A 21,396-nucleotide genomic window follows, 5' to 3' on the forward strand; every position below is an offset into this window, starting at 1 on the left:
GCCTTCGATCTGTAAAGGAAGCCGACCATGCGCCTCGCTGCCCTACCGCTGTTGCTCGCCCCGCTTCTGCTGAGCCCACAGGCCTTTGCCGCCGCCCTGAGCGTCTGCACCGAAGCCAGCCCTGAAGGCTTCGACGTGGTGCAGTACAACTCGCTGACCACCACCAACGCCTCGGCCGATGTGCTGATGAACCGCCTGGTGGACTTCGACACAGCCAGTGGCAAAGTGGTCGCCAGCCTCGCCGACAGCTGGGAAGTCAGCACCGACGGCCTGACCTACGTCTTCAAGTTGCACCCGCTGGTGAAATTCCATCGAACGGAGTACTTCACCCCAACGCGTGACCTGAGCGCCGAGGATGTGATTTTCAGCTTCGAACGCATGCTCGACCCGGCCAATGCGTGGCACAAAGTCGCCCAGAGCGGCTTCCCGCATGCGCAATCGATGCAGTTGCCTGCACTGATCAAGAAGATCGACGCCCTCGATCCGCAGACCGTGCGCTTCACCCTCGACCACCCGGATTCGACCTTCCTGGCGACCCTGAGCATGGGCTTCGCCTCGATCTATTCGGCCGAATACGCCGACAAACTGATGAAAGCCGGCACGCCGGAGAAGCTCAACAGCCAGCCAATCGGCACCGGGCCGTTCGTTTTCACGCGCTTCCAGAAGGACGCCTCGGTTCGCTACAAAGCCAACCCCGAATACTTCGGCGGTAAACCCTCTGTAGACCCGCTGATCTTCGCAATCACGCCGGACGCCAACGTGCGCCTGCAGAAATTGCGCCGTAACGAATGCCAGATCGCCCTGTCGCCCAAGCCTCTGGACGTACAGGAAGCGCTGAAAGAGCCGGCTCTGAAAGTCGAAAAGACTGACGCGTTCATGACCGCATTCGTCGGCATCAACAGCCAGCATCCGCCGCTGGACAAGCCAGAAGTGCGTCAGGCCATCAACCTTGCCTTCGACAAGGCCAGCTATGTCAAAGCCGTGTTCGAAGACACCGCCGAGGCGGCCAACGGTCCGTACCCGCCCAACACCTGGAGCTACGCGAAAAACCTGCCGGGCTACCCTCACGACATCGAAAAGGCCAAAGTCTTGATGGCCAAAGCCGGACTCAAGGAAGGCTTCCAGACCACCATCTGGACCCGCCCTTCCGGCAGCCTGCTCAACCCCAACCCGAGCCTCGGTGCGCAACTGCTGCAGTCCGACCTGGCCGAAATCGGCATTCAGGCAGAAATACGTGTGATCGAATGGGGCGAGCTGATCCGCCGCGCCAAGGCCGGTGAACACGACTTGCTGTTCATGGGGTGGGCTGGCGACAACGGTGACCCGGACAACTTCCTCACGCCGCAGTTTTCCTGCGCCGCGGTCAAGTCCGGGACCAACTTCGCCCGTTACTGCAACCAGGATCTGGACAAGCTGATCAGCGCCGGCAAGACCACTGGCGAGCAAGGTGTGCGTAGCAAGCTCTACGAACAGGCGCAGACGCAGATCCAGCAGCAGGCGCTGTGGTTGCCCCTGGCCCACCCAACTGCTTTCGCGCTGACGCGCAAGGATGTCGAGGGATACTCGGTCAGCCCGTTCGGTCGACAGGATTATTCGAAGGTCAATTTCAAATAACCCGCCATACACAAAACCTGTAGGAGTGAGCCTGCTCGCGATTGCATTCTTTCAATTATCGGACAAGGTGACTGACACGACGCCATCGCGAGCAGGCTCGCTCCTACAGGGGCTCGCATCATCCTGCCTACATCCACCCATACTCCGCCATGGACAACGGATCGCCGTCGCCGATGATGAAATGGTCAAGCACCCGCACGTCAATCAACTCCAGCGCCTTTTGCAGGCGCTTGGTCAGCACCCGGTCGGACTGACTGGGGTCGGTGTTGCCCGAAGGATGATTGTGGCAGAGGATCAATGCCGCTGCGTTGTTGGCCAAGGCGCGCTTGACCACCTCTCGCGGATGAACACTGGTGTTGTCGATGGAGCCGCGAAACAGCGTCTCAAACGTCAGCACCTGATGCTTGGAATCGAGAAACAGGCAACCAAATACCTCGTGTGGCTCATGGCGCAGCATCGATTTCAGGTACTCGCGAACCGCGTGAGGATTCTCCAGTGCCGATTTTTGGCGCGCACGCTCGGCCAGATGACGCCTGCTCATTTCTTGCGCAGCCTGCAACTGTGCAAATTTCGCCGGCCCAAGTCCCAACTGCTTGCTGAACGTTTCCTGATCGGCCTCAAGCAGCAAACGCAGGCTGCCAAACTGATTCAACAGGTGTCGCGCCAGATCTACTGCACTTTTACCCACCACGCCCGTGCGTAAAAAGATCGCCAGCAGTTCGGCATCCGAAAGGCTTCCCGCGCCCTGTTCAAGCAACCTCTCCCGCGGCCGTTCCGCCGCCGGCCAATCGCGAATACTCATAGCACCTCCCTGTCTGTGGGCACCGCTGTTCCATAGCGGTCGCTGTGATATCGTAGCCCATCTTTTTTGCGGGCGAATTCACCCTGGGGAGGGGGGTTCGCCACGTATGTCACCAACGAATTGAAAGGCAGGCCTATGCAGCGGCTGTATCGGAAACGCATTGTTCTGGGCGTCGGCGGCGGCATCGCTGCCTACAAGAGCGCCGACCTGGTTCGCCGCCTGATCGATCAGGGCGCGGAAGTGCGCGTGGTCATGACCCGTGGCGGCGCAGAGTTCATCACCCCGCTGACCATGCAGGCCCTGTCCGGGCACCCGGTCCACCTGGACCTGCTGGACCCGGCGGCCGAAGCGGCCATGGGCCACATCGAACTGGCCAAATGGGCCGACCTGGTACTGATCGCCCCCGCCACGGCGGACTTGATCGCCCGTCTGGCCCAAGGCATTGCCGACGACCTGCTGACCACGCTGGTGCTGGCCACCGACGCGGTGGTCGCCGTTGCACCGGCAATGAACCAGGCGATGTGGCGCGATCCGGCGACCCAGGCCAACCTGCAAACCCTCGAAAGCCGCGACATCAAGGTCTTCGGCCCGGCTTCCGGCAGCCAGGCCTGCGGCGACGTGGGCCTGGGGCGCATGCTCGAAGCCCTTGAACTCGCCCAATGCGCTGCCGACTGCTTCCAGCGTCAGGCACTGACCGGTAAACACGTGTTGATCACGGCCGGTCCGACCCAGGAAAACATCGACCCGGTGCGCTACATCACCAACCACAGCTCCGGGAAAATGGGCTTTGCCCTGGCCGAAGCCGCCGTGGAAGCCGGTGCCCGCGTAACCCTGATCACCGGCCCGGTGCATCTGCCGACCCCGGATCGCGTCACCCGCATCGATGTGGTCAGCGCCCGCGACATGTTGGCCGCTTGTGAAGCGGCGATCCCTTGCGACCTGTTCATCGCCTCGGCAGCAGTCGCGGACTACCGCCCGGAAGTCGTTGCCCCACAGAAACTCAAGAAAGATCCTACAAACGGCGACGGCTTATTGCTACAGATGGTGCGTAACCCGGACATCCTGGCCACCATCGCCACCCGCCCCGACCGCCCGTTCAGTGTCGGTTTCGCCGCCGAGACCGAACACCTGCTCGATTACGCTGCGCGCAAGCTGAAAGACAAGAACCTCGATTTGATCGTCGCCAACGACGTCGCCAACCCGAGCATTGGCTTCAACAGCGAAGAAAACGCCTGCAGCGTGATCGACCGTGAGCTACACGCCACACTTTTCGCCCAGACCAGCAAGAGCAAGATTGCTCGCCAGCTGATCACTTTTATCGCCGAACGTCTGAACCAGGTTTAATTTACATGCACGCTTTGCAAGCCAAGATCCTCGACCCCCGCATCGGTACCGAATTCCCGCTGCCGCAATACGCCACACCGGGCTCCGCCGGCCTCGACCTGCGCGCCATGCTGGAACAGGACACCGTGATCAAGCCGGGTGAAACCGTGCTGATCCCCACTGGTCTGTCGGTCTATATCGGCGACCCGAACCTGGCAGCGCTGATTCTTCCGCGCTCGGGGATGGGCCATAAGCACGGCATCGTGCTGGGCAACCTGGTGGGGCTGATCGACTCCGACTACCAAGGCCCATTGATGGTCTCCTGCTGGAACCGTGGCCAGACCGAATTCACCATGCCGGTTGGCGAGCGCCTGGCGCAATTGGTGCTGGTACCGGTAGTGCAGGCTCACTTCGAAATGGTTGAAGAGTTTGTTGAAACCGAGCGCGGCACTGGCGGTTTCGGTCATACCGGTACCCGTTGATCCGGTCACGCTCTTCTTGTGGCGGTGGAACGGACTCCCTCGCCACAAAATTCAAATTGTCATCTGCAAGGTTTAGCTCCGAAAATCAAGGCATTGCCCGGTCAAACCCCTACCGTCAGGGGCATCATGGCCCTTTCATACCACGAACTCTCTGTGGAAAACGCCGTCATACCCTTCAGTTTGAACCTGCTGCCGAATGAATCGGCGGCCTGTCCAGCCACTTTCGAGATGGAGCATTTCCACAGATGAACACCCCGGCCAAAGTCGCACCCAAGTTCCCTGACAGCATCTTTCGCGCCTATGACATCCGCGGCACCGTCCCGGAATTCCTGAACGCTGAAACCGCTTACTGGATCGGCCGCGCCGTCGGCTCCCAAAGCCTGGCCCAGGGCGAGCCAAACGTGTCCGTCGGGCGCGATGGCCGCTTGTCCGGCCCGGAGCTGGTCGCGCAACTGATCAAAGGCATCGCCGACAGCGGCTGCCACGTCAGTGATGTCGGCCTGGTCCCGACTCCGGCGCTCTACTACGCCGCCAACGTGCTCGCCGGCAAATCCGGCGTGATGCTTACCGGCAGCCACAACCCGTCGAACTACAACGGCTTCAAGATCGTCATTGCCGGCGACACCCTGGCCAACGAACAGATCCAGGCCCTGCATGACCGCCTCAAGACCAACAACCTGAGCAGCGGCCAGGGCAGCATCACCCAGGTCGAGATCCTCGACCGCTACACCACCGAAATCGTCCAGGACATCAAGCTGGCCCGTCGCCTGAAAGTGGTCGTGGACTGCGGCAACGGCGCCGCCGGCGTGATCGCCCCGCAACTGATCGAAGCGCTGAACTGTGAAGTCATCCCGCTGTTCTGCGAGGTGGATGGCAACTTCCCGAACCACCACCCGGACCCGGGCAAGCCTGAAAACCTCGTGGACCTGATCGCCAAGGTCAAGGAAACCAACGCTGACATTGGCCTGGCCTTCGACGGCGATGGCGACCGCGTCGGCGTGGTGACCAACACCGGCAGCATCGTCTACCCGGACCGCCTGCTGATGCTGTTCGCCCGCGACGTCGTGGCGCGCAACCCGGGCGCCGAGATCATCTTCGACGTCAAATGCACTCGCCGCCTGATTCCGCTGATCAAGGAATACGGTGGCCGGTCGTTAATGTGGAAGACCGGTCACTCGTTGATCAAAAAGAAAATGAAACAATCCGGCGCCCTGCTGGCTGGCGAAATGAGCGGGCACATCTTCTTCAAGGAGCGCTGGTTCGGTTTCGACGACGGCATTTACAGCGCCGCGCGCTTGCTGGAGATCCTCAGCAAGGAAAAATCCTCGGCCGAAGAGCTGTTCGCGACCTTCCCGAACGATATTTCTACGCCGGAAATCAATATCCATGTGACCGAAGAGAGCAAATTCAGCATCATTGATGCATTGCACGATGCGCAGTGGGGCGCAGGCGCCGACCTGACCACCATTGACGGCGTGCGAGTCGACTATGCCAAAGGCTGGGGCCTGGTACGCGCATCCAACACCACACCGGTGCTGGTGCTGCGTTTCGAGGCCGATGACGAGGCTGAACTGCAACGCATCAAGGATGTGTTCCACATCCAGCTCAAGCGCGTTGCACCTGATCTCCAACTACCGTTCTGATTCACCCGGAGCCCTGAATGACCCTCGAACGCGAAGCCGCCGCCAACACCGCCAAGGTCCTGTCCGAAGCGTTGCCTTACATCCGCCGTTATGTCGGCAAGACCCTGGTGATCAAATACGGCGGCAACGCGATGGAAAGCGAGGAGCTGAAAACCGGCTTCGCCCGCGACATCGTGCTGATGAAGGCCGTGGGCATCAACCCGGTGGTGGTTCACGGTGGCGGCCCGCAAATCGGTGACCTGCTCAAGCGCCTGTCGATCGAGAGCCATTTCGTCGACGGTATGCGCGTCACCGACGCGGCGACCATGGACGTGGTGGAAATGGTCCTCGGCGGCCAGGTCAACAAAGACATCGTCAACCTGATCAACCGTCACGGCGGCAGCGCCATCGGCCTGACCGGTAAAGACGCCGAGCTGATTCGCGCGAAGAAGCTCACTGTTACCCGTCAGACGCCGGAAATGACCACCCCGGAAATCATCGACATTGGCCACGTGGGCGAAGTAGTCGGCATCAATACCGACCTGCTGAACCTGTTGGTCAAGGGCGATTTCATTCCGGTGATCGCACCCATCGGTGTCGGCGCCAACGGCGAGTCGTACAACATCAACGCTGACCTGGTGGCCGGTAAAGTCGCCGAAGCTTTGAAAGCCGAGAAGCTGATGCTGCTGACCAACATCGCCGGCCTGATGGACAAGTCGGGCACGGTCCTGACCGGCCTGACAACCCAGCAAGTCGACGACCTGATCGCCGACGGCACCATCTACGGTGGCATGCTGCCGAAGATCCGCTGCGCACTGGAAGCGGTCCAGGGCGGCGTGGGCAGCTCGCTGATCATCGACGGTCGCGTGCCGAACGCGATCCTGCTGGAAATCTTCACCGATACCGGCGTGGGCACCCTGATCAGCAATCGCAAGCGTCCTTAAGCGATAGCGCAAACAAGAAGACCCCGCTCGGCCTGGCTGAGCGGGGTCTTTTTATTTGTGTCGCCTTCCCTGTGGGAGCGAGCTTGCTCGCGATGACGGAGTGTCAGTCGACGGTTATGCTGGCTGATAAATAGCTATCGCGAGCAAGCTCGCTCCCACAGGTATGTCACAAAGCCATCAGACGCCGAACTGGGCGCGGTAGGCTTCCACGGCCGGCAGATGCTGCTTGAGCTGCGGGTCATCCGCCAGGAATTCCAGCACCTGATTCAGCGAAACGATGCTGATCACCGGGATGCCGAAGTCACGCTCGACCTCCTGGATCGCCGACAATTCGCCGTTGCCACGTTCCTGACGGTTCAGGGCGATCAGCACGCCGGCGGCCTTGGCGCCGTCCTGGGAAGCGATGATTTGCATCACTTCACGGATCGCGGTGCCAGCGGTGATTACGTCGTCGATGATCAGCACATCGCCGGTCAACGGTGCGCCGACCAGGCTGCCGCCTTCGCCATGGGCCTTGGCTTCCTTGCGGTTGAAGCACCATGGCAGGTCACGGTTGTGATGTTCGGCCAGTGCCACGGCGGTGGTCGCCGCCAACGGGATGCCTTTGTAAGCCGGTCCAAACAGCACGTCGAACGCAATGCCGCTCTCGGCAATGGCAGCGGCGTAGAAACGACCCAGTTGCGCCAGGGCCGAACCCGAGTTGAACAGGCCCGCATTGAAGAAGTAAGGACTGGTGCGCCCGGACTTCAGGGTGAACTCACCGAAGCGCAAAACGCCGCGATCGATGGCAAAACGGATGAAATCGCGCTGATACGCTTGCATGAAAAAACCCCAAATACCACGGATTTAGCTAATTAGCTTGACGCCGTGTATCATACACGCACGCGATTTTTGGGGCCATTTATGCGGATCATCAGTGTGAACGTCAATGGTATTCAGGCTGCAGTCGAGCGTGGTTTGCTCAGTTGGCTGCAAGCACAGAATGCCGACGTCATCTGCCTGCAGGACACCCGTGCCTCCGCCTTTGAACTGGATGACCCAGCCTTCCAACTGGATGGCTACTTCCTTTATGCCTGCGATGCCGAAGTCCCCGCCCAAGGCGGCGTGGCTTTGTATTCGCGGTTGCAACCGAAGGCTGTCATCAGCGGTCTCGGTTTCGAGACGGCCGACCGCTACGGGCGCTACCTGCAAGCCGATTTCGACAAGGTCAGCATCGCGACCTTGCTGCTCCCTTCGGGGCAGAACGGCGATGAAGACTTGAATCAGAAGTTCAAGCTAATGGACGACTTCGCCCGTTATCTGGATAAACAGCGGCGCAAACGTCGCGAGTACATTTACTGTGGCTCGCTGTATGTGGCGCAACAGAAGCTGGATATCAAGAACTGGCGCGACAGCCAGCAATCTCCGGGCTTCCTGGCACCTGAACGTGCCTGGATGGACGAGATTGTCGGCAACATGGGTTATGTCGATGCCCTGCGTGAAGTCAGCCGTGAAGGCGACCAGTACAGCTGGTGGCCAGACAACGAACAGGCGGAGATGCTTAACCTCGGTTGGCGCTTCGACTATCAACTGCTGACCCCAGGCCTGCGCCGCTTCGTGCGTAGCGCACGCTTGCCACGCCAGCCGCGGTTCTCGCAACACGCACCGCTGATCGTGGACTACGACTGGACGCTGACGATCTAAGTGATTTTTCACTGAGCAGTCTGATAGACAGTCGAAAAAATGCCCGTATCGCAAGATACGGGCATTTTTTATGCGCTCTATCCAGGGGCTCCCAGCGACCTGAACTTCAAGCCGCGGCGATAAACGGCAGTGCAAGGTACAACTTGATCACGATCGCATTAATGATGTCGATGAAGAAAGCACCCACCATTGGCACCACCAGGAAGGCTATCTGCGAAGGTCCGTAGCGCTGTGTCACCGCTTGCATGTTAGCGATGGCTGTTGGCGTGGCACCCAGTCCAAAACCGCAGTGCCCTGACGCCAGTACAGCCGCATCGTAGTTACTGCCCATCATCCTGAACGTCACAAAAATCGCGAACAGTGCCATGACCAGCGTTTGTGCAGCCAGGATGATGAAGATCGGCAAAGCCAGTGCAGCCAGATCCCACAGCTTGAGCGACATCAGAGCGATCGCCAGAAACAGCGACAAGCTGACGTTCCCCAGCACTGAGACTTCACGCTCAAACACCTGATACACGCCAAGCGCCGAAAGCCCGTTTCGTAAAACCACGCCCACGAACAACACGCAAACGAATGTCGGCAACTCAAATGCGGTTCCTTGAAGCCACCCATTCAGGAGTGAGCCCGTCAGCAGGCTGACCGCGATCAGAGCCAGTGTCTCGACAAGTGAAAATGACGTGATCGAGCGCTCTTTGTTCGGCTGCTCAAAACCCTTGGGCAACCGTGGCTTTTCCTGCTCGAGGCCGGGTGTCTGGACACGGCTGATGAGCAGGCGGGCAACCGGCCCACCAATCAAACCGCCCAGCACCAGGCCAAACGTCGCAGAGGCCATGGCCAGTTCAGAGGCAGACGCCAGACCGAACTTCTCGCTGAACGTCGCCCCCCACGCAGCACCTGTACCGTGGCCGCCTGCCAAGGTAATCGAACCCGTCAGCAAGCCCATCAAGGGATCGAGCCCCAACGCCGTTGCGAGTCCGATGCCCATCGCATTCTGGATCACCAGAAGTCCGACAACCGCCAGCAGAAAGATCCCCACGACGCGCCCGCCCTTCTTCAGGCTGGCGAAGTCTGCACTCAAGCCGATGGTGGCAAAAAACGCCAACATCAAGGGAGTTTGCAGCGAGGTATCAAATCGGATTTCAAAATCGAGGGTTCTCAAAGCCAGAAGGCCCAAAGCAACCACCAGGCCGCCTGCTACAGGCTCCGGGATATTATAAATACGTAAAAAGCCAATACGTGAGACAAGAGCGCGCCCCAGCAAAAGTACTAAAGAGGCGGCAACAAGTGTTCCATAAAAATCGAGCTGAAGCATTTGGGATATTCTTGCCGTAACATTCAGGGGCGAACTTTTTACCTGGGCACGCCTCTTGAACAGGTTGATCCATCTCAACACTGACTAGTATTGGATTCAGAGGCCGTCAATGGTCCGAATATATCGAAATATTTCATTATAAATATTACTTGCGGCAACTTTATCAATCGCCAAGCCTCATTGCCAAGCATACAAGCTGCACTGAGCTTTGCAGTTTGTGACTAAACGTGTAAGAAGTTTTATTTGCACGAATGAACTTCGCTTGAACAGCGAGCGACCAAGTACGCAACATTAGAGATTAATCTGATTGCAAAAATACAAATGCCCCAACATGTCGGGGCATTTGTATTGAACTGCGCTTAAAACAGCATCAGCGTCCTGGCTTACTTGATCAACCGCCAGGTGAACGGATACCGATAAGGCTGCCCTTCATTGGCCTTCACCCCGGCGATGATCGTCAGCACCAGCGCACCGATGGCGATCAGGCCAAACAGGAAGAACCCGATAATCACCACCATCAGCAAGAAGCAAATGGCCGAGGCAATGGCGACGGAGATCTGAAAGTTCAGCGCTTCCTTGCCCTGAGCATCGATGAACGGGTCCATCTCGCGCTTCATCTGCCAGAGAATCAGCGGGCCGATGATCGTGCCAAACGGAATCCAGATCCCCAGCAAGGCGGACAAGTGGCAAAACATGGCCCACTGACGCACCTCTTGGCTCGGCGTGGGCAGTGGCAGTTGCTCATCACTCATGGCGTCCTCCTTGCCTGGAGCAGTCCGGTCAGTCGGCCAATGCGGCCTTTTGCAGTTCGAAGATCTCGTTCATGCCTTTCTTCGCCAGCTCGAGCATGGCGTTCAACTCTTCAGGCTGGAACGGCGCGCCTTCGGCAGTGCCCTGGACTTCGATGAAACCACCAGCGCTGGTCATCACCACGTTCAGGTCCGTCTCGGCGGCCGAGTCTTCCAGGTAGTCGAGGTCAAGCACCGGCTCACCCTTGTACATGCCCACGGAGACAGCAGCGATCATCTGTTTGACCGGGTCACCACCCTTCAGGCCGCCACGCTTCTTGATGACTTTCAAGGCATCGATCAGCGCAACCATGGCACCGGTAATCGAAGCCGTGCGGGTACCGCCATCGGCCTGGATCACATCGCAGTCGACGTACAGGGTGACGTCGCCCAGCTTGGACATGTCCAGCGCAGCGCGCAGGGAGCGACCGATCAGACGCTGGATTTCCAGGGTGCGACCACCTTGCTTGCCACGGCTGGCTTCACGCTGGTTACGCTCGCCGGTAGCACGCGGCAGCATGCCGTACTCGGCAGTCAACCAACCCTGGCCCTGGCCTTTCAGGAAACGCGGTACGCCCGGCTCAACGCTGACGGTGCAGATGACCTTGGTATCACCGAACTCGACCAGCACAGAACCCTCGGCGTGTTTGGTGTAGTTGCGGGTGATGCGGATCGAGCGGAGCTGATCGGCAGCGCGACCACTTGGACGTATCATAGGGAGTACCTGTACTGGGGACGGAAAACTGCGGAGCATTATAGAGCCGCCGGCCGCCACTGGGCACGTCTAAAAAATTCCGCCGACGACCGAGGGCTCTGCACCGCACGTCGGCGAAGGCCTGCCGCTCTTTGTCACACCGTGTGTTTGGGCGCATCCGCGCCACTGCGCTACAATCCTGCGCCTTTGCCGTCAGTCGGCTTTAATTCATTGATATCGGATTCCCGGAACCTCGGTTCGGTGCCGATCTGCATTGCGAGGTACCGCCATGGTGCACAGCATGACCGCCTTCGCCCGCGTCGAAAACGCCGGCGTCCAGGGCACCCTGAGCTGGGAGCTGCGGTCGGTCAACAGCCGCTACCTGGAACCCCACCTGCGCCTGCCGGAGTCCTTTCGCGACCTCGAGGGCGCTGTTCGTGAAGCCCTGCGCCAGGGTATATCGCGGGGCAAGCTCGAATGCACCCTGCGCTTCACCGAAGAAAACACCGGCAAGGCGCTGCAAATTGATCAGGAACGTGCCGCGCAACTGGTCGCCGCCGCCGAGACCATCGCCAGCCTGATCAAGAACCCGGCTGCGCTGAACCCGCTGGAAGTCCTGGCCTGGCCCGGCGTACTGGTAGGCGACGCCATCGATCCGCAAGCCTTGAACGCCGAAGCGCTGGCTCTGTTCAATCAGGGCCTCAAGGAACTCAAGGCCGGCCGCGAGCGCGAAGGCGCGGAGTTGGCGCGGCTGATCAACGAGCGTCTGACCTCCATCGAAGACGACGTGGTGACTTTGCGCGAACTGGTCCCGCAAATGCTCGCCACCCAGCGCCAGAAAGTCCTCGACCGCTTCGCCGACATGAAGGCCGAGATGGACCCGCAGCGCCTGGAACAGGAAATGGTCATGCTCGCGCAAAAAAGCGACGTCGCCGAAGAACTGGATCGCCTGAGCACCCACATCATCGAAGTTCGCCGGGTGCTCAAATCCGGCGGCGCTGCCGGTCGGCGCCTGGACTTCCTGATGCAGGAACTCAATCGCGAAGCCAACACACTGGGCTCCAAAGCCTTCGACCCGCGCAGCACCCAGGCTGCGGTCAACCTCAAGGTGTTGATCGAGCAGATGCGCGAACAAGTGCAGAATATTGAGTAAGGCTACCCCGACATGACACACAGCACTGGCACCCTGTACATCATTTCCGCCCCTTCTGGCGCGGGCAAGAGCAGTCTGGTCAAGGCCCTGACCGACGCCGATCCGGAGATCCGCGTCTCGGTCTCCCACACCACCCGCGCCATGCGCCCCGGTGAAGTGAATGGCGTGAACTATCACTTCGTCGACCGTAGCGAGTTCGTGAAAATGATCGAGCACGGAGATTTCCTCGAGCGCGCCGAAGTGTTCGGCAATCTCTACGGAACTTCGCAAAGCCACCTGCAGCAGACCCTGGACGAAGGCCACGACCTGATTCTGGAAATCGACTGGCAAGGTGCCGAGCAAGTGCGCAAGCTGATGCCTCAGGCCCGCTCGATCTTCATTTTGCCGCCGTCATTACAGGCCCTGCACCAGCGCCTGACCAATCGCGGCCAGGACAGTGACGAGATCATTGACGGCCGGATGCGCGAAGCCGTCAGCGAAATGAGCCACTATGTCGACTACGACTACTTGATCATCAACGACGATTTCGCCCACGCACTGCACGATCTGAAGGCGATTTTCCGCGCCAATCAGCTGATTCAGAAACGCCAGCAGCAGCGCCACGGCAAATTACTTGCTGAATTGCTTGCCTGACAGCTCTTCCCAAAACAGCTGCAAGGGCTTTACATTGGTACTTGCAGCGCGTTGAAGGGCTTGGTCAAAAAATCAGCGCTTCCCTAATCGCTGGTGATTTTTTAAACTGTTGAGTCCGCTCGCCCATCCGGGCAGCGCGCATATTGCATTTGCTACGAGGAAGACCATGGCCCGCGTAACCGTTGAAGACTGCCTAGAACACGTGGATAACCGCTTTGAGCTGGTCATGCTCTCTACCAAGCGTGCCCGTCAACTGGCCACCGGCGGCAAAGAGCCGAAAGTAGCATGGGAAAACGACAAGCCTACCGTCGTCGCCCTGCGCGAAATCGCTGAAGGCCTGATCGACTACGCAGCTATCGCCGAAGCCGAAATCGTTGAAGATGAACCGCTTTTTGCTGCATTCGAGGACGAGTCCAACGAGGCCGTCTAAGCCTATGCCTGGTCGACGTAGCACGGCGCGGGATAAAAGCTTACGGCAGGAGATATCATGCCGAGCATAGACGCCCTCGCCGATCGCTTATCGACCTACCTCGGCAAGGACCAGGTAAACCTGGTCCGCCGAGCGTATTTCTACGCCGAACAAGCCCACGACGGCCAACGCCGCCGTAGCGGCGAGGCGTACGTCACGCACCCACTCGCGGTTGCGAATATTCTTGCCGACATGCACATGGACCATCAGAGCCTGATGGCTGCAATGCTGCATGACGTGATCGAAGACACCGGCATTGCCAAGGAAGCGCTGCAAGCGCAGTTCGGCGAAACCGTGGCCGAACTGGTCGACGGGGTCAGCAAACTGACCCAGATGAATTTCGAGACCAAGGCGGAAGCCCAGGCTGAAAACTTCCAGAAAATGGCCATGGCCATGGCCCGCGACATTCGCGTGATCCTGGTCAAGCTAGCCGACCGTCTGCACAACATGCGCACCCTGGAAGTGTTGTCCGGCGAAAAACGCCGACGCATCGCCAAGGAAACCCTGGAAATTTATGCGCCCATCGCCAACCGGCTGGGCATGCACGCCATCCGCATAGAATTCGAAGACCTCGGTTTCAAGGCCATGCACCCGATGCGTTCCGCGCGGATCTACCAGGCGGTCAAACGCGCCCGGGGCAACCGCAAGGAAATCGTCAACAAGATCGAAGAGTCCTTGAGCCACTGCCTGGCTATCGATGGCATCCAGGGCGAGGTCAGCGGCCGGCAGAAACACCTCTACGGCATCTACAAGAAAATGCGCGGCAAGCGTCGGGCCTTCAACGAGATCATGGACGTCTACGCGTTCCGGATCATCGTCGACAAGGTCGATACCTGCTACCGCGTGCTGGGCGCTGTACATAATTTGTACAAGCCACTGCCGGGACGCTTCAAGGATTACATCGCGATCCCCAAGGCCAACGGCTATCAGTCGCTGCACACCACGCTGTTCGGCATGCACGGCGTACCGATCGAGATCCAGATCCGCACCCGCGAAATGGAAGAGATGGCCAACAACGGCATCGCCGCCCATTGGCTGTACAAATCCAGTGGCGACGAGCAGCCCAAAGGCACCCATGCCCGCGCCCGCCAGTGGGTCAAAGGCGTGCTGGAAATGCAGCAACGCGCCGGCAACTCGCTGGAGTTCATCGAAAGCGTGAAGATCGACCTGTTCCCGGACGAGGTCTACGTGTTCACCCCCAAAGGCCGGATCATGGAGCTGCCCAAGGGCTCCACCGCGGTCGACTTCGCTTACGCAGTGCACACCGACGTGGGCAACAGCTGTATTGCCTGCCGAATCAATCGTCGTCTCGCGCCGCTGTCCGAACCGCTGCAAAGCGGCTCCACGGTCGAGATTGTCAGCGCCCCCGGCGCCCGCCCGAACCCGGCCTGGCTTAACTTCGTGGTCACCGGCAAGGCGCGCACGCACATCCGCCACGCACTGAAACTGCAACGCCGCTCCGAATCCATCAGCCTCGGCGAACGCCTGCTGAACAAGGTCCTCAACGGTTTCGACAGCGCGCTGGAGAAAATCCCGGCTGAACGCGTCAAGGCCATGCTTACCGAGTACCGTCTCGAACTGATCGAAGATTTGCTCGAAGACATCGGTCTGGGCAATCGCATGGCCTATGTGGTGGCCCGCCGACTGCTGGGCGAAGGCGAACATTTGCCAAGTCCGGAAGGCCCGCTGGCGATTCGCGGCACCGAAGGCCTGGTGCTCAGCTACGCCAAGTGCTGCACGCCGATCCCGGGCGACCCGATTGTCGGCCACCTGTCCGCCGGCAAAGGCATGGTCGTGCACCTGGATAATTGCCGCAACATCAGCGAAATCCGCCACAACCCGGAAAAATGCATCCAGCTCTCGTGGGCCAAGGATGTCACCGGCGAATTCAACGTCGAGCTGCGCGTCGAGCTGGAGCACCAGCGCGGCCTGATCGCCCTGCTGGCCAGCAGCGTCAACGCGGCCGACGGCAATATCGAGAAAATCAGCATGGACGAACGCGATGGTCGCATCAGCGTGGTCCAGTTGGTGGTCAGCGTGCACGACCGCGTGCACCTGGCCCGCGTGATCAAGAAACTGCGCGCCTTGTCCGGGGTGATTCGCATCACCCGCATGCGTGCATAGCTCGCCAACACATTACAAGGAGTCATACATGACCAAGACTGTTATCACCAGCGACAAGGCCCCGGCCGCCATCGGTACTTACTCCCAGGCGATCAAGGCTGGCAACACCGTTTACATGTCGGGTCAGATTCCCCTGGACCCAAAAACCATGGAACTGGTTGAAGGCTTCGAAGCCCAGACCGTCCAGGTGTTCGAGAACCTCAAGGCCGTGGCTGAAGCCGCTGGCGGTTCGTTCAAGGACATCGTCAAGCTGAACATCTTCCTCACCGACCTGAGCCACTTCGCCAAGGTCAACGAGATCATGGGCAAGTACTTCGACCAGCCTTACCCTGCCCGCGCCGCCATCGGTGTAGCAGCCCTGCCAAAGGGTTCGCAGGTTGAAATGGATGCCATCCTGGTCATCGAGTAATGCGAGCGGCGCAGCCCCAATCTGCGCCGACTGCTCTGCTGTAAAGAAAGCTTGAAAGGATTCCACCATGCGCAACGCGCTCGCTCTCTCGCTGCTCGCCCTGTTCCTGGGCGGATGTGCCAGCAACCCTGCCGATCGTGATGTCAGCGGCACCTGGATCAACCAGGTGGCGATCGATGCTGCAGCCAAAGGTGTCCCCCTGCGTGAAGCGCTCCAGGCCTATGGCCCGAATCTGGAATGGGACATCAACACCAAGGCCAGTCAGGCCCGCTACACCAACGGCTTTGAAAACGTCGAAGGCAAACTGCTGGGTGAAGAGTCCGGTGCCTGGAAAGTCGACTTTTATGGCAGTTCGGCCAGCGAGCTGAAGCGTGACGGCAAGCAACTGAGCCAGTCCGCCAGCGACAACGAGCCCGAACAGGTCTTCGACCGCGCCCAGATCCCGGTGCCGGAGGGCGCTCCGATCGGCGCCAGCTTCGAGCGTGCACTGTATTCAGCCTACATGGGCGGCGGCTGGACAATCGTCAGCGGTCCCGGCGAAGGCAGCAACGTGCAATTCCAGGCCGATGGCCAGGTGACCGGCCTGCCAGGCAGCGACCGCTATGCGTTGTGCCTGGCCGGCGATTGCGCATCCATGAGCGGCGGCAACGACAATATGTGGCTGCAACAAAATGGCCAGGGCAACGCCTGGATCTTTGCGCGCAAGGGCAAGGAACTGGAGATTTTCCAGACCGTGAACACCGCGCAGGCGGACGAGATGCCCTCGTTCACCCCGGGTGAGCGCAAGTGGTTGCTCGAAAAGCAGTAAGCGTCCGTTGAGAAAACCACAAAACACTGTGGGAGCGAGCTCGCTCGCGATGGCGGCATAACAGTCAACGATGATGTTGGATGTTATGGCCTCATCGCGAGCAAGCTCGCTCCCACAGTTGTTTCAGAGTGCCTGAAAGTCAGCAGCGCCCCTCAAGAATCGCCGCATACCCCTCGCGAAAACTCGGGTACTTCGGCTTCCAGCCCAAGGCCTTCGCCCGCGAATTGCTGCAGCGCTTACTGCCAGTGCGACGCACGCTGTCGTCATCGGCCCATTCGGTCACACCCAGATACTCACGCAACCAGCCCACCACATCCGCCAGCGCGGCCGGTGCGTCATCGACGCCGATGTAGACATCATCCAGCGCCACGCCACGCCGATCCGCCTCAAGCAGGCACGCCATCAACCCAGCGGCATCGTCGGCATGAATCCGATTGGCATACAACGGCGGATCGGTTACCACGCGATACCCCCGACGAACCTGAGTCAGCAGCCACTCACGGCCCGGACCATAAATGCCGGTCAGGCGCACGATACTCGCCGGAATTCCGCTTTTGAGGGCAAGCTGCTCGGCTTCGAGCATCACACGCCCGGAATAGCCCGCCGCCACGGTCGGTGAAGTCTCGTCGATCCATTCGCCATTCTGCTGACCGTAAACACTGCTGCTGGAAACGAACAACAGGCGATTGGGCATCTGCCCGTAGTCGTTCAGCCACTCCAGCACATGCTCCAGACCCTGGATATACGCAGCGCGGTAGCCGGCTTCGTCGTGATCGGTGGCCGCCGCGCAATACACCAGATAATCCACCGCGCCGATTGGCCAGGTAGCCGGGCAGTCTTTGTCGAACAGGTCACCGGCAACACCGATGACGCCCTTGGGCAGACGTGAAACGTCGCGTCGCAGGCCATGGACCTCCCACCCCGCCGCCAGCAATTGTGTGGCCAGGCGGCTGCCGACGTCACCGCAGCCGGCGATCAAAACAGTAGGCGCAGACATCAGAAAACTCCCATCGGAAAGCCACAGACTAGCGCCGGCAATAGACAGGCGGCTAGCAATGCAGGAAAAAAAGAGACGCTATTACTTTTGTTAACAAGAATTAATTGCAATAATGCCTCCCCACTTTTGTTCTCGGCCTTCGAGGCCTGGAAGAACATCACCCGTTTTTTCTCTCAGGTCCGGCCAGCATGACACGCAATCAATTCTCCGCTTCGCCAACCAATCGACCTCGCGCCTGGAGCGCGGTGGCCGCCCTGCTCCTCAGCCTGATGCTCGCACCAGTCGCCGCTTTCGCCGATGCCCAGGTACCCGCTACTCCGGCCGCCGCTACAGCACCTGCACCGGCCGCGACCGATCCTGCCCAGGCAGCACCGGCAGAAACCTTGGGTGAAGACGTTCCTGAAGTCCTCGAAGCCGACAACACCCTGGGCATGGCCCATGACCTGTCGCCGTGGGGCATGTACAAGAATGCCGACATCATCGTGAAAATCGTGATGATCGGCCTGGCCATCGCCTCGATCATCACCTGGACCATCTGGATCGCCAAGGGTCTTGAGCTGATGGGCGCCAAGCGTCGACTGCGTGGTGAAATCGCCCAACTGAAAAAATCTGCCTCCCTCAAGGAAGCCAGCGTCACTGCGGCGAAGGAAGGCACCCTGGCCAACCTGTTGGTACATGACGCCCTCGAAGAGATGCGCCTGTCGGTCAACAGCCGTGAGAAAGAAGGCATCAAGGAACGCGTCAGCTTCCGTCTTGAGCGCCTGGTCGCGGCCTGCGGTCGCAACATGAGCACCGGTACCGGCGTACTGGCGACCATCGGCTCGACTGCGCCGTTCGTCGGTCTGTTCGGCACCGTGTGGGGCATCATGAACAGCTTCATCGGCATTGCCAAAACCCAGACCACCAACCTCGCCGTCGTCGCTCCAGGCATCGCCGAAGCCCTGCTGGCTACCGCGCTGGGCCTGGTTGCAGCGATCCCGGCAGTCGTGATCTACAACGTCTTCGCCCGCTCCATTGCCGGCTACAAGGCCCAGGTGTCCGACGCTTCGGCACAGGTCCTGCTGCTGGTCAGCCGCGACCTCGACCACCAGCCTGAGCGCAGCTCGCAACCGCACATGGTGAAAGTGGGGTAATCGGCCATGGGCCTGCATTTGAAAGAAGGGGCAGACGACGATCTGTCCGAAAACCACGAAATCAACGTCACGCCGTTCATCGACGTGATGCTGGTGCTGTTGATCATCTTCATGGTGGCGGCCCCTCTGGCCACCGTGGACATCAAGGTCGACCTGCCCGCCTCGACCGCCAAACCGGCGCCGCGGCCAGAGAAACCGGTGTTCCTCAGCGTCAAGGCTGACCAGCGCCTGTTCCTCGGCGAAGACGAAGTGAAGGCCGAAGCACTCGGCGCCACGCTCGATGCCAAAACCCAGGGCAAGAAAGACACGACAATCTTCTTCCAGGCCGACAAAGGCGTGGATTACGGCGACCTGATGAGCGTGATGGACAACCTGCGCTCTGCCGGTTACCTGAAGGTGGGTCTGGTCGGTCTCGAGTCGGCAGCCAAAAAATGATCACGACGCGCCATAAGCTGACGCGTTACAGCGGTAGCCTGGCCGTGGTGCTGGGTGTTCACGCGCTGGCCATCGCGCTGGCGCTGAACTGGTCCGCCCGTCCGCCCATCGAATTGCCCCCTCAGGCAATGATGGTCGAGTTGGCACCGGTTCCTGCCCCGCCACCGCCTGCTCCGCCGAAGGTAGTCACCCCGCCGCAGCCACCGGCTCCGGTTGAAGAACTGCCGATACCCAAGCTCGCCGAAGCGCCGAAAGCTGAAATTGCCGTGCCCAAGCCGGTCAAACCCAAGCCGAAGCCGCAGCCGCCCAAGCCGGTAGAGAAGAAACCCGAACCGCCGAAGGAAAAGCCGGCCGAAGAGAAACCGGCCGAAACGCAACAGACTCAGGCGCCAACGGAGAAATCCGCGCAACCTGCGCCCGGCCCTTCGCCGGCTCAACTGGCGGCCAAGGCCAGTTGGCAAGGCACGCTGCTGGCGCACCTGCAGAAGTACAAAAAGTACCCTGCGAGCGCACAGGCGCGGGGCAAGGAAGGCATGAACCGCTTGCGTTTCGTTGTGGATGCCGAAGGCAATGTACTGTCATTTGAGCTGGTAGGCGCCTCGGGCACTGCCGATCTGGACCGGGCCACCCTGGAAATGATCCGCCGCGCCCAACCGCTGCCCAAGCCACCGGCCGACATGCTGACCAATGGCTCCATCGAAATTGTTGCACCCTTTGTTTACTCGCTGGAAAAACGCCGGCGCTAAAAAACACCGCCAGCCCATGTGGGAGCGAGCTTGCTCGCGATGAGGGCATAACATTCGACATCTACGTTGAATGTTAAACCGTCATCGCGAGCAAGCTCGCTCCCACAGAGGTTTCTGCCAGCAGGAAGGTCGCGTTCCAAGCCCAAAAGGCACCGAAAGGTGCCTTTCGCTTATCTGCCAGCGGCAATCCGGCATTGTCCGGTGTCACTCGACACACTCAGTCTGATAACGTGCGTCTATCGATTGCAGCCGGTATGCTTGGCCCGCAACTTCATGGACGCTTGCTATGACTCTTACAGAATTACGCTACATCGTTACCCTCGCCCAAGAGCAGCACTTCGGCCACGCGGCCGAGCGTTGCCACGTCAGCCAGCCGACCCTTTCGGTGGGCGTGAAAAAGCTTGAAGACGAACTCGGTGTGCTGATTTTCGAGCGCAGCAAAAGCGCCGTGCGCCTGACCCCAGTCGGCGAAGGCATCGTTGCCCAGGCGCAAAAAGTGCTGGAACAAGCCCAGGGCATCCGCGAACTGGCCCAAGCCGGCAAGAATCAACTGACCGCCCCGCTCAAAGTCGGCGCGATCTACACCGTCGGGCCTTACCTGTTTCCGCACCTGATTCCACAACTGCACCGGGTCGCCCCGCAGATGCCGTTGTACATCGAGGAAAATTTCACCCACGTGCTGCGCGACAAACTGCGCAACGGCGAACTCGACGCGATCATCATCGCCCTGCCGTTCAATGAAGCCGACGTGCTGACCCTGCAACTCTACGACGAGCCGTTCTACGTGCTCATGCCAGCGCAGCACCCGTGGACGCAAAAAGAATCCATCGACGCCAGCCTGCTCAACGACAAGAGCCTGCTGCTGCTCGGCGAAGGCCACTGCTTCCGCGATCAGGTACTGGAAGCCTGCCCGACCCTGACCAAAGGCAACGACGGCGCCAAGCACACCACGGTGGAATCCAGCTCCCTGGAAACCATTCGCCACATGGTCGCGTCCGGCCTGGGTATTTCGATCCTGCCGTTATCGGCAGTCGACAGCCATCACTACGCCCCCGGCGTGATCGAAGTGCGCCCGCTCTCGGCACCCGTACCGTTCCGCACCGTGGCCATTGCCTGGCGCGCCAGCTTCCCGCGTCCGAAGGCGATTGAAATCCTCGCCGACTCCATTCGCCTGTGCTCGGTGGCCAAGCCAGCGACGCAAGTCGCTGCGGGCTAAGCAACGGTC

At 59.9% G+C, this 21,396-nt stretch carries 21 protein-coding genes and 1 pseudogene; 16 read left to right on the forward strand and 6 right to left on the reverse strand.

Annotated elements, in window-relative coordinates:
* The first annotated feature begins 27 nt into the window (after positions 1 to 27).
* Positions 28 to 1,614 carry an ABC transporter substrate-binding protein gene (locus tag AC1DU9_RS05835; protein WP_223460454.1) on the forward strand — a complete coding sequence of 529 codons (1,587 nt, stop codon included), beginning with the start codon at positions 28 to 30 and terminating at the stop codon, positions 1,612 to 1,614.
* 127 nt (positions 1,615 to 1,741) lie between these two features.
* On the opposite strand, the gene radC is transcribed toward AC1DU9_RS05835, so the two are convergent.
* Positions 1,742 to 2,416 (reverse strand): RadC family protein, encoded by a 675-nt coding sequence (gene radC / locus AC1DU9_RS05840; protein ID WP_218431783.1) that lies wholly within the window; start codon positions 2,414 to 2,416, stop codon positions 1,742 to 1,744.
* Between the two features lie 135 nt (positions 2,417 to 2,551).
* Between radC and coaBC the strand changes: the two genes are divergently transcribed.
* From coaBC to argB, 4 genes and pseudogenes are all read left to right on the forward strand, one after another.
* The gene (gene coaBC, locus AC1DU9_RS05845) at positions 2,552 to 3,760 is read left to right on the forward strand and encodes a bifunctional phosphopantothenoylcysteine decarboxylase/phosphopantothenate--cysteine ligase CoaBC (protein ID WP_102700099.1); all 1,209 of its coding nucleotides are present in this window, start codon (positions 2,552 to 2,554) and stop codon (positions 3,758 to 3,760) included.
* Positions 3,761 to 3,765: 5 nt separating this feature from the next.
* Positions 3,766 to 4,221: a dUTP diphosphatase gene (gene dut, locus AC1DU9_RS05850; RefSeq protein ID WP_007975171.1), complete on the forward strand. Its 456-nt coding sequence runs from the start codon at positions 3,766 to 3,768 to the stop codon at positions 4,219 to 4,221.
* A 266-nt stretch (positions 4,222 to 4,487) separates the two neighbouring features.
* Positions 4,488 to 5,864, forward strand: a pseudogene (locus AC1DU9_RS05855) (phosphomannomutase/phosphoglucomutase); the annotation flags it as partial.
* A 17-nt stretch (positions 5,865 to 5,881) separates the two neighbouring features.
* Entirely contained in the window at positions 5,882 to 6,787 is a 906-nt protein-coding gene (gene argB / locus AC1DU9_RS05860) for an acetylglutamate kinase (RefSeq protein ID WP_008047078.1), read from the forward strand.
* A 177-nt stretch (positions 6,788 to 6,964) separates the two neighbouring features.
* Here the strand turns inward: argB and pyrE are convergent, their stop codons facing one another.
* Positions 6,965 to 7,609, reverse strand: a complete 645-nt coding sequence (gene pyrE, locus AC1DU9_RS05865; protein WP_008047079.1) for an orotate phosphoribosyltransferase — start codon at positions 7,607 to 7,609, stop codon at positions 6,965 to 6,967.
* Between the two features lie 81 nt (positions 7,610 to 7,690).
* Here pyrE and AC1DU9_RS05870 point away from each other — a divergent pair, with 81 nt between their 5' ends.
* Positions 7,691 to 8,470 carry an exodeoxyribonuclease III gene (locus tag AC1DU9_RS05870; protein WP_003176915.1) on the forward strand — a complete coding sequence of 260 codons (780 nt, stop codon included), beginning with the start codon at positions 7,691 to 7,693 and terminating at the stop codon, positions 8,468 to 8,470.
* Between the two features lie 106 nt (positions 8,471 to 8,576).
* Here the strand turns inward: AC1DU9_RS05870 and gltS are convergent, their stop codons facing one another.
* The 3 genes from gltS to rph form a co-directional block, all read right to left on the reverse strand.
* Complete coding sequence (gltS, locus tag AC1DU9_RS05875) at positions 8,577 to 9,782, reverse strand: sodium/glutamate symporter (protein ID WP_223460456.1); 1,206 nt, start codon at positions 9,780 to 9,782, stop codon at positions 8,577 to 8,579.
* A 383-nt stretch (positions 9,783 to 10,165) separates the two neighbouring features.
* Positions 10,166 to 10,534, reverse strand: coding sequence for a DUF4870 domain-containing protein (locus tag AC1DU9_RS05880; RefSeq protein WP_007996522.1), 369 nt, complete (start codon positions 10,532 to 10,534; stop codon positions 10,166 to 10,168).
* 28 nt (positions 10,535 to 10,562) lie between these two features.
* Positions 10,563 to 11,285 (reverse strand): ribonuclease PH, encoded by a 723-nt coding sequence (gene rph / locus AC1DU9_RS05885; RefSeq protein WP_223460458.1) that lies wholly within the window; start codon positions 11,283 to 11,285, stop codon positions 10,563 to 10,565.
* 268 nt (positions 11,286 to 11,553) lie between these two features.
* Here rph and AC1DU9_RS05890 point away from each other — a divergent pair, with 268 nt between their 5' ends.
* The 6 genes from AC1DU9_RS05890 to AC1DU9_RS05915 all read left to right on the forward strand — a co-directional run bounded on the left by AC1DU9_RS05890 (position 11,554) and on the right by AC1DU9_RS05915 (position 16,860).
* Positions 11,554 to 12,417 carry a YicC/YloC family endoribonuclease gene (locus AC1DU9_RS05890; RefSeq protein WP_115948392.1) on the forward strand — a complete coding sequence of 288 codons (864 nt, stop codon included), beginning with the start codon at positions 11,554 to 11,556 and terminating at the stop codon, positions 12,415 to 12,417.
* 12 nt (positions 12,418 to 12,429) lie between these two features.
* Positions 12,430 to 13,050 (forward strand): guanylate kinase, encoded by a 621-nt coding sequence (gene gmk / locus AC1DU9_RS05895; RefSeq protein ID WP_223460460.1) that lies wholly within the window; start codon positions 12,430 to 12,432, stop codon positions 13,048 to 13,050.
* A 166-nt stretch (positions 13,051 to 13,216) separates the two neighbouring features.
* The gene (rpoZ, locus tag AC1DU9_RS05900; protein WP_007921129.1) at positions 13,217 to 13,480 is read left to right on the forward strand and encodes a DNA-directed RNA polymerase subunit omega; all 264 of its coding nucleotides are present in this window, start codon (positions 13,217 to 13,219) and stop codon (positions 13,478 to 13,480) included.
* A 57-nt stretch (positions 13,481 to 13,537) separates the two neighbouring features.
* Entirely contained in the window at positions 13,538 to 15,643 is a 2,106-nt protein-coding gene (gene spoT / locus AC1DU9_RS05905; RefSeq protein ID WP_223460463.1) for a bifunctional GTP diphosphokinase/guanosine-3',5'-bis pyrophosphate 3'-pyrophosphohydrolase, read from the forward strand.
* A gap of 28 nt (positions 15,644 to 15,671) precedes the next feature.
* Positions 15,672 to 16,052, forward strand: a complete 381-nt coding sequence (locus AC1DU9_RS05910; protein ID WP_003229509.1) for a RidA family protein — start codon at positions 15,672 to 15,674, stop codon at positions 16,050 to 16,052.
* A 67-nt stretch (positions 16,053 to 16,119) separates the two neighbouring features.
* On the forward strand, positions 16,120 to 16,860 hold the full coding sequence (locus AC1DU9_RS05915) for a hypothetical protein (protein ID WP_223460465.1): 741 nt from the start codon (positions 16,120 to 16,122) through the stop codon (positions 16,858 to 16,860).
* Positions 16,861 to 16,999: 139 nt separating this feature from the next.
* On the opposite strand, the gene AC1DU9_RS05920 is transcribed toward AC1DU9_RS05915, so the two are convergent.
* A complete protein-coding gene (locus AC1DU9_RS05920; RefSeq protein WP_223460467.1) occupies positions 17,000 to 17,857 on the reverse strand; it encodes an SDR family oxidoreductase in 858 nt (285 codons plus the stop codon).
* Between the two features lie 188 nt (positions 17,858 to 18,045).
* On the opposite strand from AC1DU9_RS05920, the gene exbB reads away from it, so the two are divergent.
* The 4 genes from exbB to AC1DU9_RS05940 all read left to right on the forward strand — a co-directional run bounded on the left by exbB (position 18,046) and on the right by AC1DU9_RS05940 (position 21,387).
* The gene (exbB, locus tag AC1DU9_RS05925; RefSeq protein ID WP_223460469.1) at positions 18,046 to 18,990 is read left to right on the forward strand and encodes a tonB-system energizer ExbB; all 945 of its coding nucleotides are present in this window, start codon (positions 18,046 to 18,048) and stop codon (positions 18,988 to 18,990) included.
* A 6-nt stretch (positions 18,991 to 18,996) separates the two neighbouring features.
* Positions 18,997 to 19,425 carry a TonB system transport protein ExbD gene (gene exbD / locus AC1DU9_RS05930; RefSeq protein ID WP_108217242.1) on the forward strand — a complete coding sequence of 143 codons (429 nt, stop codon included), beginning with the start codon at positions 18,997 to 18,999 and terminating at the stop codon, positions 19,423 to 19,425.
* On the forward strand, positions 19,422 to 20,171 hold the full coding sequence (locus AC1DU9_RS05935; protein ID WP_015097375.1) for an energy transducer TonB family protein: 750 nt from the start codon (positions 19,422 to 19,424) through the stop codon (positions 20,169 to 20,171). Before exbD ends, AC1DU9_RS05935 begins: the two co-directional genes overlap by 4 nt.
* A gap of 286 nt (positions 20,172 to 20,457) precedes the next feature.
* The gene (locus AC1DU9_RS05940) at positions 20,458 to 21,387 is read left to right on the forward strand and encodes a hydrogen peroxide-inducible genes activator (RefSeq protein WP_008000272.1); all 930 of its coding nucleotides are present in this window, start codon (positions 20,458 to 20,460) and stop codon (positions 21,385 to 21,387) included.
* Positions 21,388 to 21,396: the final 9 nt, after the last annotated feature.

Source organism: Pseudomonas sp. P4_C1, from assembly GCF_056402155.1.

Bases quoted from the DNA above. Each gene is read 5' to 3' on its own strand.
- AC1DU9_RS05835 (WP_223460454.1), top strand. From the start codon at position 28: ATGCGCCTCGCTGCCCTACCGCTGTTGCTCGCCCCGCTTCTGCTGAGC.
- radC (WP_218431783.1), bottom strand. From the start codon at position 2,416: ATGAGTATTCGCGATTGGCCGGCGGCGGAACGGCCGCGGGAGAGGTTG.
- coaBC (WP_102700099.1), top strand. From the start codon at position 2,552: ATGCAGCGGCTGTATCGGAAACGCATTGTTCTGGGCGTCGGCGGCGGC.
- dut (WP_007975171.1), top strand. From the start codon at position 3,766: ATGCACGCTTTGCAAGCCAAGATCCTCGACCCCCGCATCGGTACCGAA.
- argB (WP_008047078.1), top strand. From the start codon at position 5,882: ATGACCCTCGAACGCGAAGCCGCCGCCAACACCGCCAAGGTCCTGTCC.
- pyrE (WP_008047079.1), bottom strand. From the start codon at position 7,609: ATGCAAGCGTATCAGCGCGATTTCATCCGTTTTGCCATCGATCGCGGC.
- AC1DU9_RS05870 (WP_003176915.1), top strand. From the start codon at position 7,691: ATGCGGATCATCAGTGTGAACGTCAATGGTATTCAGGCTGCAGTCGAG.
- gltS (WP_223460456.1), bottom strand. From the start codon at position 9,782: ATGCTTCAGCTCGATTTTTATGGAACACTTGTTGCCGCCTCTTTAGTA.
- AC1DU9_RS05880 (WP_007996522.1), bottom strand. From the start codon at position 10,534: ATGAGTGATGAGCAACTGCCACTGCCCACGCCGAGCCAAGAGGTGCGT.
- rph (WP_223460458.1), bottom strand. From the start codon at position 11,285: ATGATACGTCCAAGTGGTCGCGCTGCCGATCAGCTCCGCTCGATCCGC.
- AC1DU9_RS05890 (WP_115948392.1), top strand. From the start codon at position 11,554: ATGGTGCACAGCATGACCGCCTTCGCCCGCGTCGAAAACGCCGGCGTC.
- gmk (WP_223460460.1), top strand. From the start codon at position 12,430: ATGACACACAGCACTGGCACCCTGTACATCATTTCCGCCCCTTCTGGC.
- rpoZ (WP_007921129.1), top strand. From the start codon at position 13,217: ATGGCCCGCGTAACCGTTGAAGACTGCCTAGAACACGTGGATAACCGC.
- spoT (WP_223460463.1), top strand. From the start codon at position 13,538: ATGCCGAGCATAGACGCCCTCGCCGATCGCTTATCGACCTACCTCGGC.
- AC1DU9_RS05910 (WP_003229509.1), top strand. From the start codon at position 15,672: ATGACCAAGACTGTTATCACCAGCGACAAGGCCCCGGCCGCCATCGGT.
- AC1DU9_RS05915 (WP_223460465.1), top strand. From the start codon at position 16,120: ATGCGCAACGCGCTCGCTCTCTCGCTGCTCGCCCTGTTCCTGGGCGGA.
- AC1DU9_RS05920 (WP_223460467.1), bottom strand. From the start codon at position 17,857: ATGTCTGCGCCTACTGTTTTGATCGCCGGCTGCGGTGACGTCGGCAGC.
- exbB (WP_223460469.1), top strand. From the start codon at position 18,046: ATGACACGCAATCAATTCTCCGCTTCGCCAACCAATCGACCTCGCGCC.
- exbD (WP_108217242.1), top strand. From the start codon at position 18,997: ATGGGCCTGCATTTGAAAGAAGGGGCAGACGACGATCTGTCCGAAAAC.
- AC1DU9_RS05935 (WP_015097375.1), top strand. From the start codon at position 19,422: ATGATCACGACGCGCCATAAGCTGACGCGTTACAGCGGTAGCCTGGCC.
- AC1DU9_RS05940 (WP_008000272.1), top strand. From the start codon at position 20,458: ATGACTCTTACAGAATTACGCTACATCGTTACCCTCGCCCAAGAGCAG.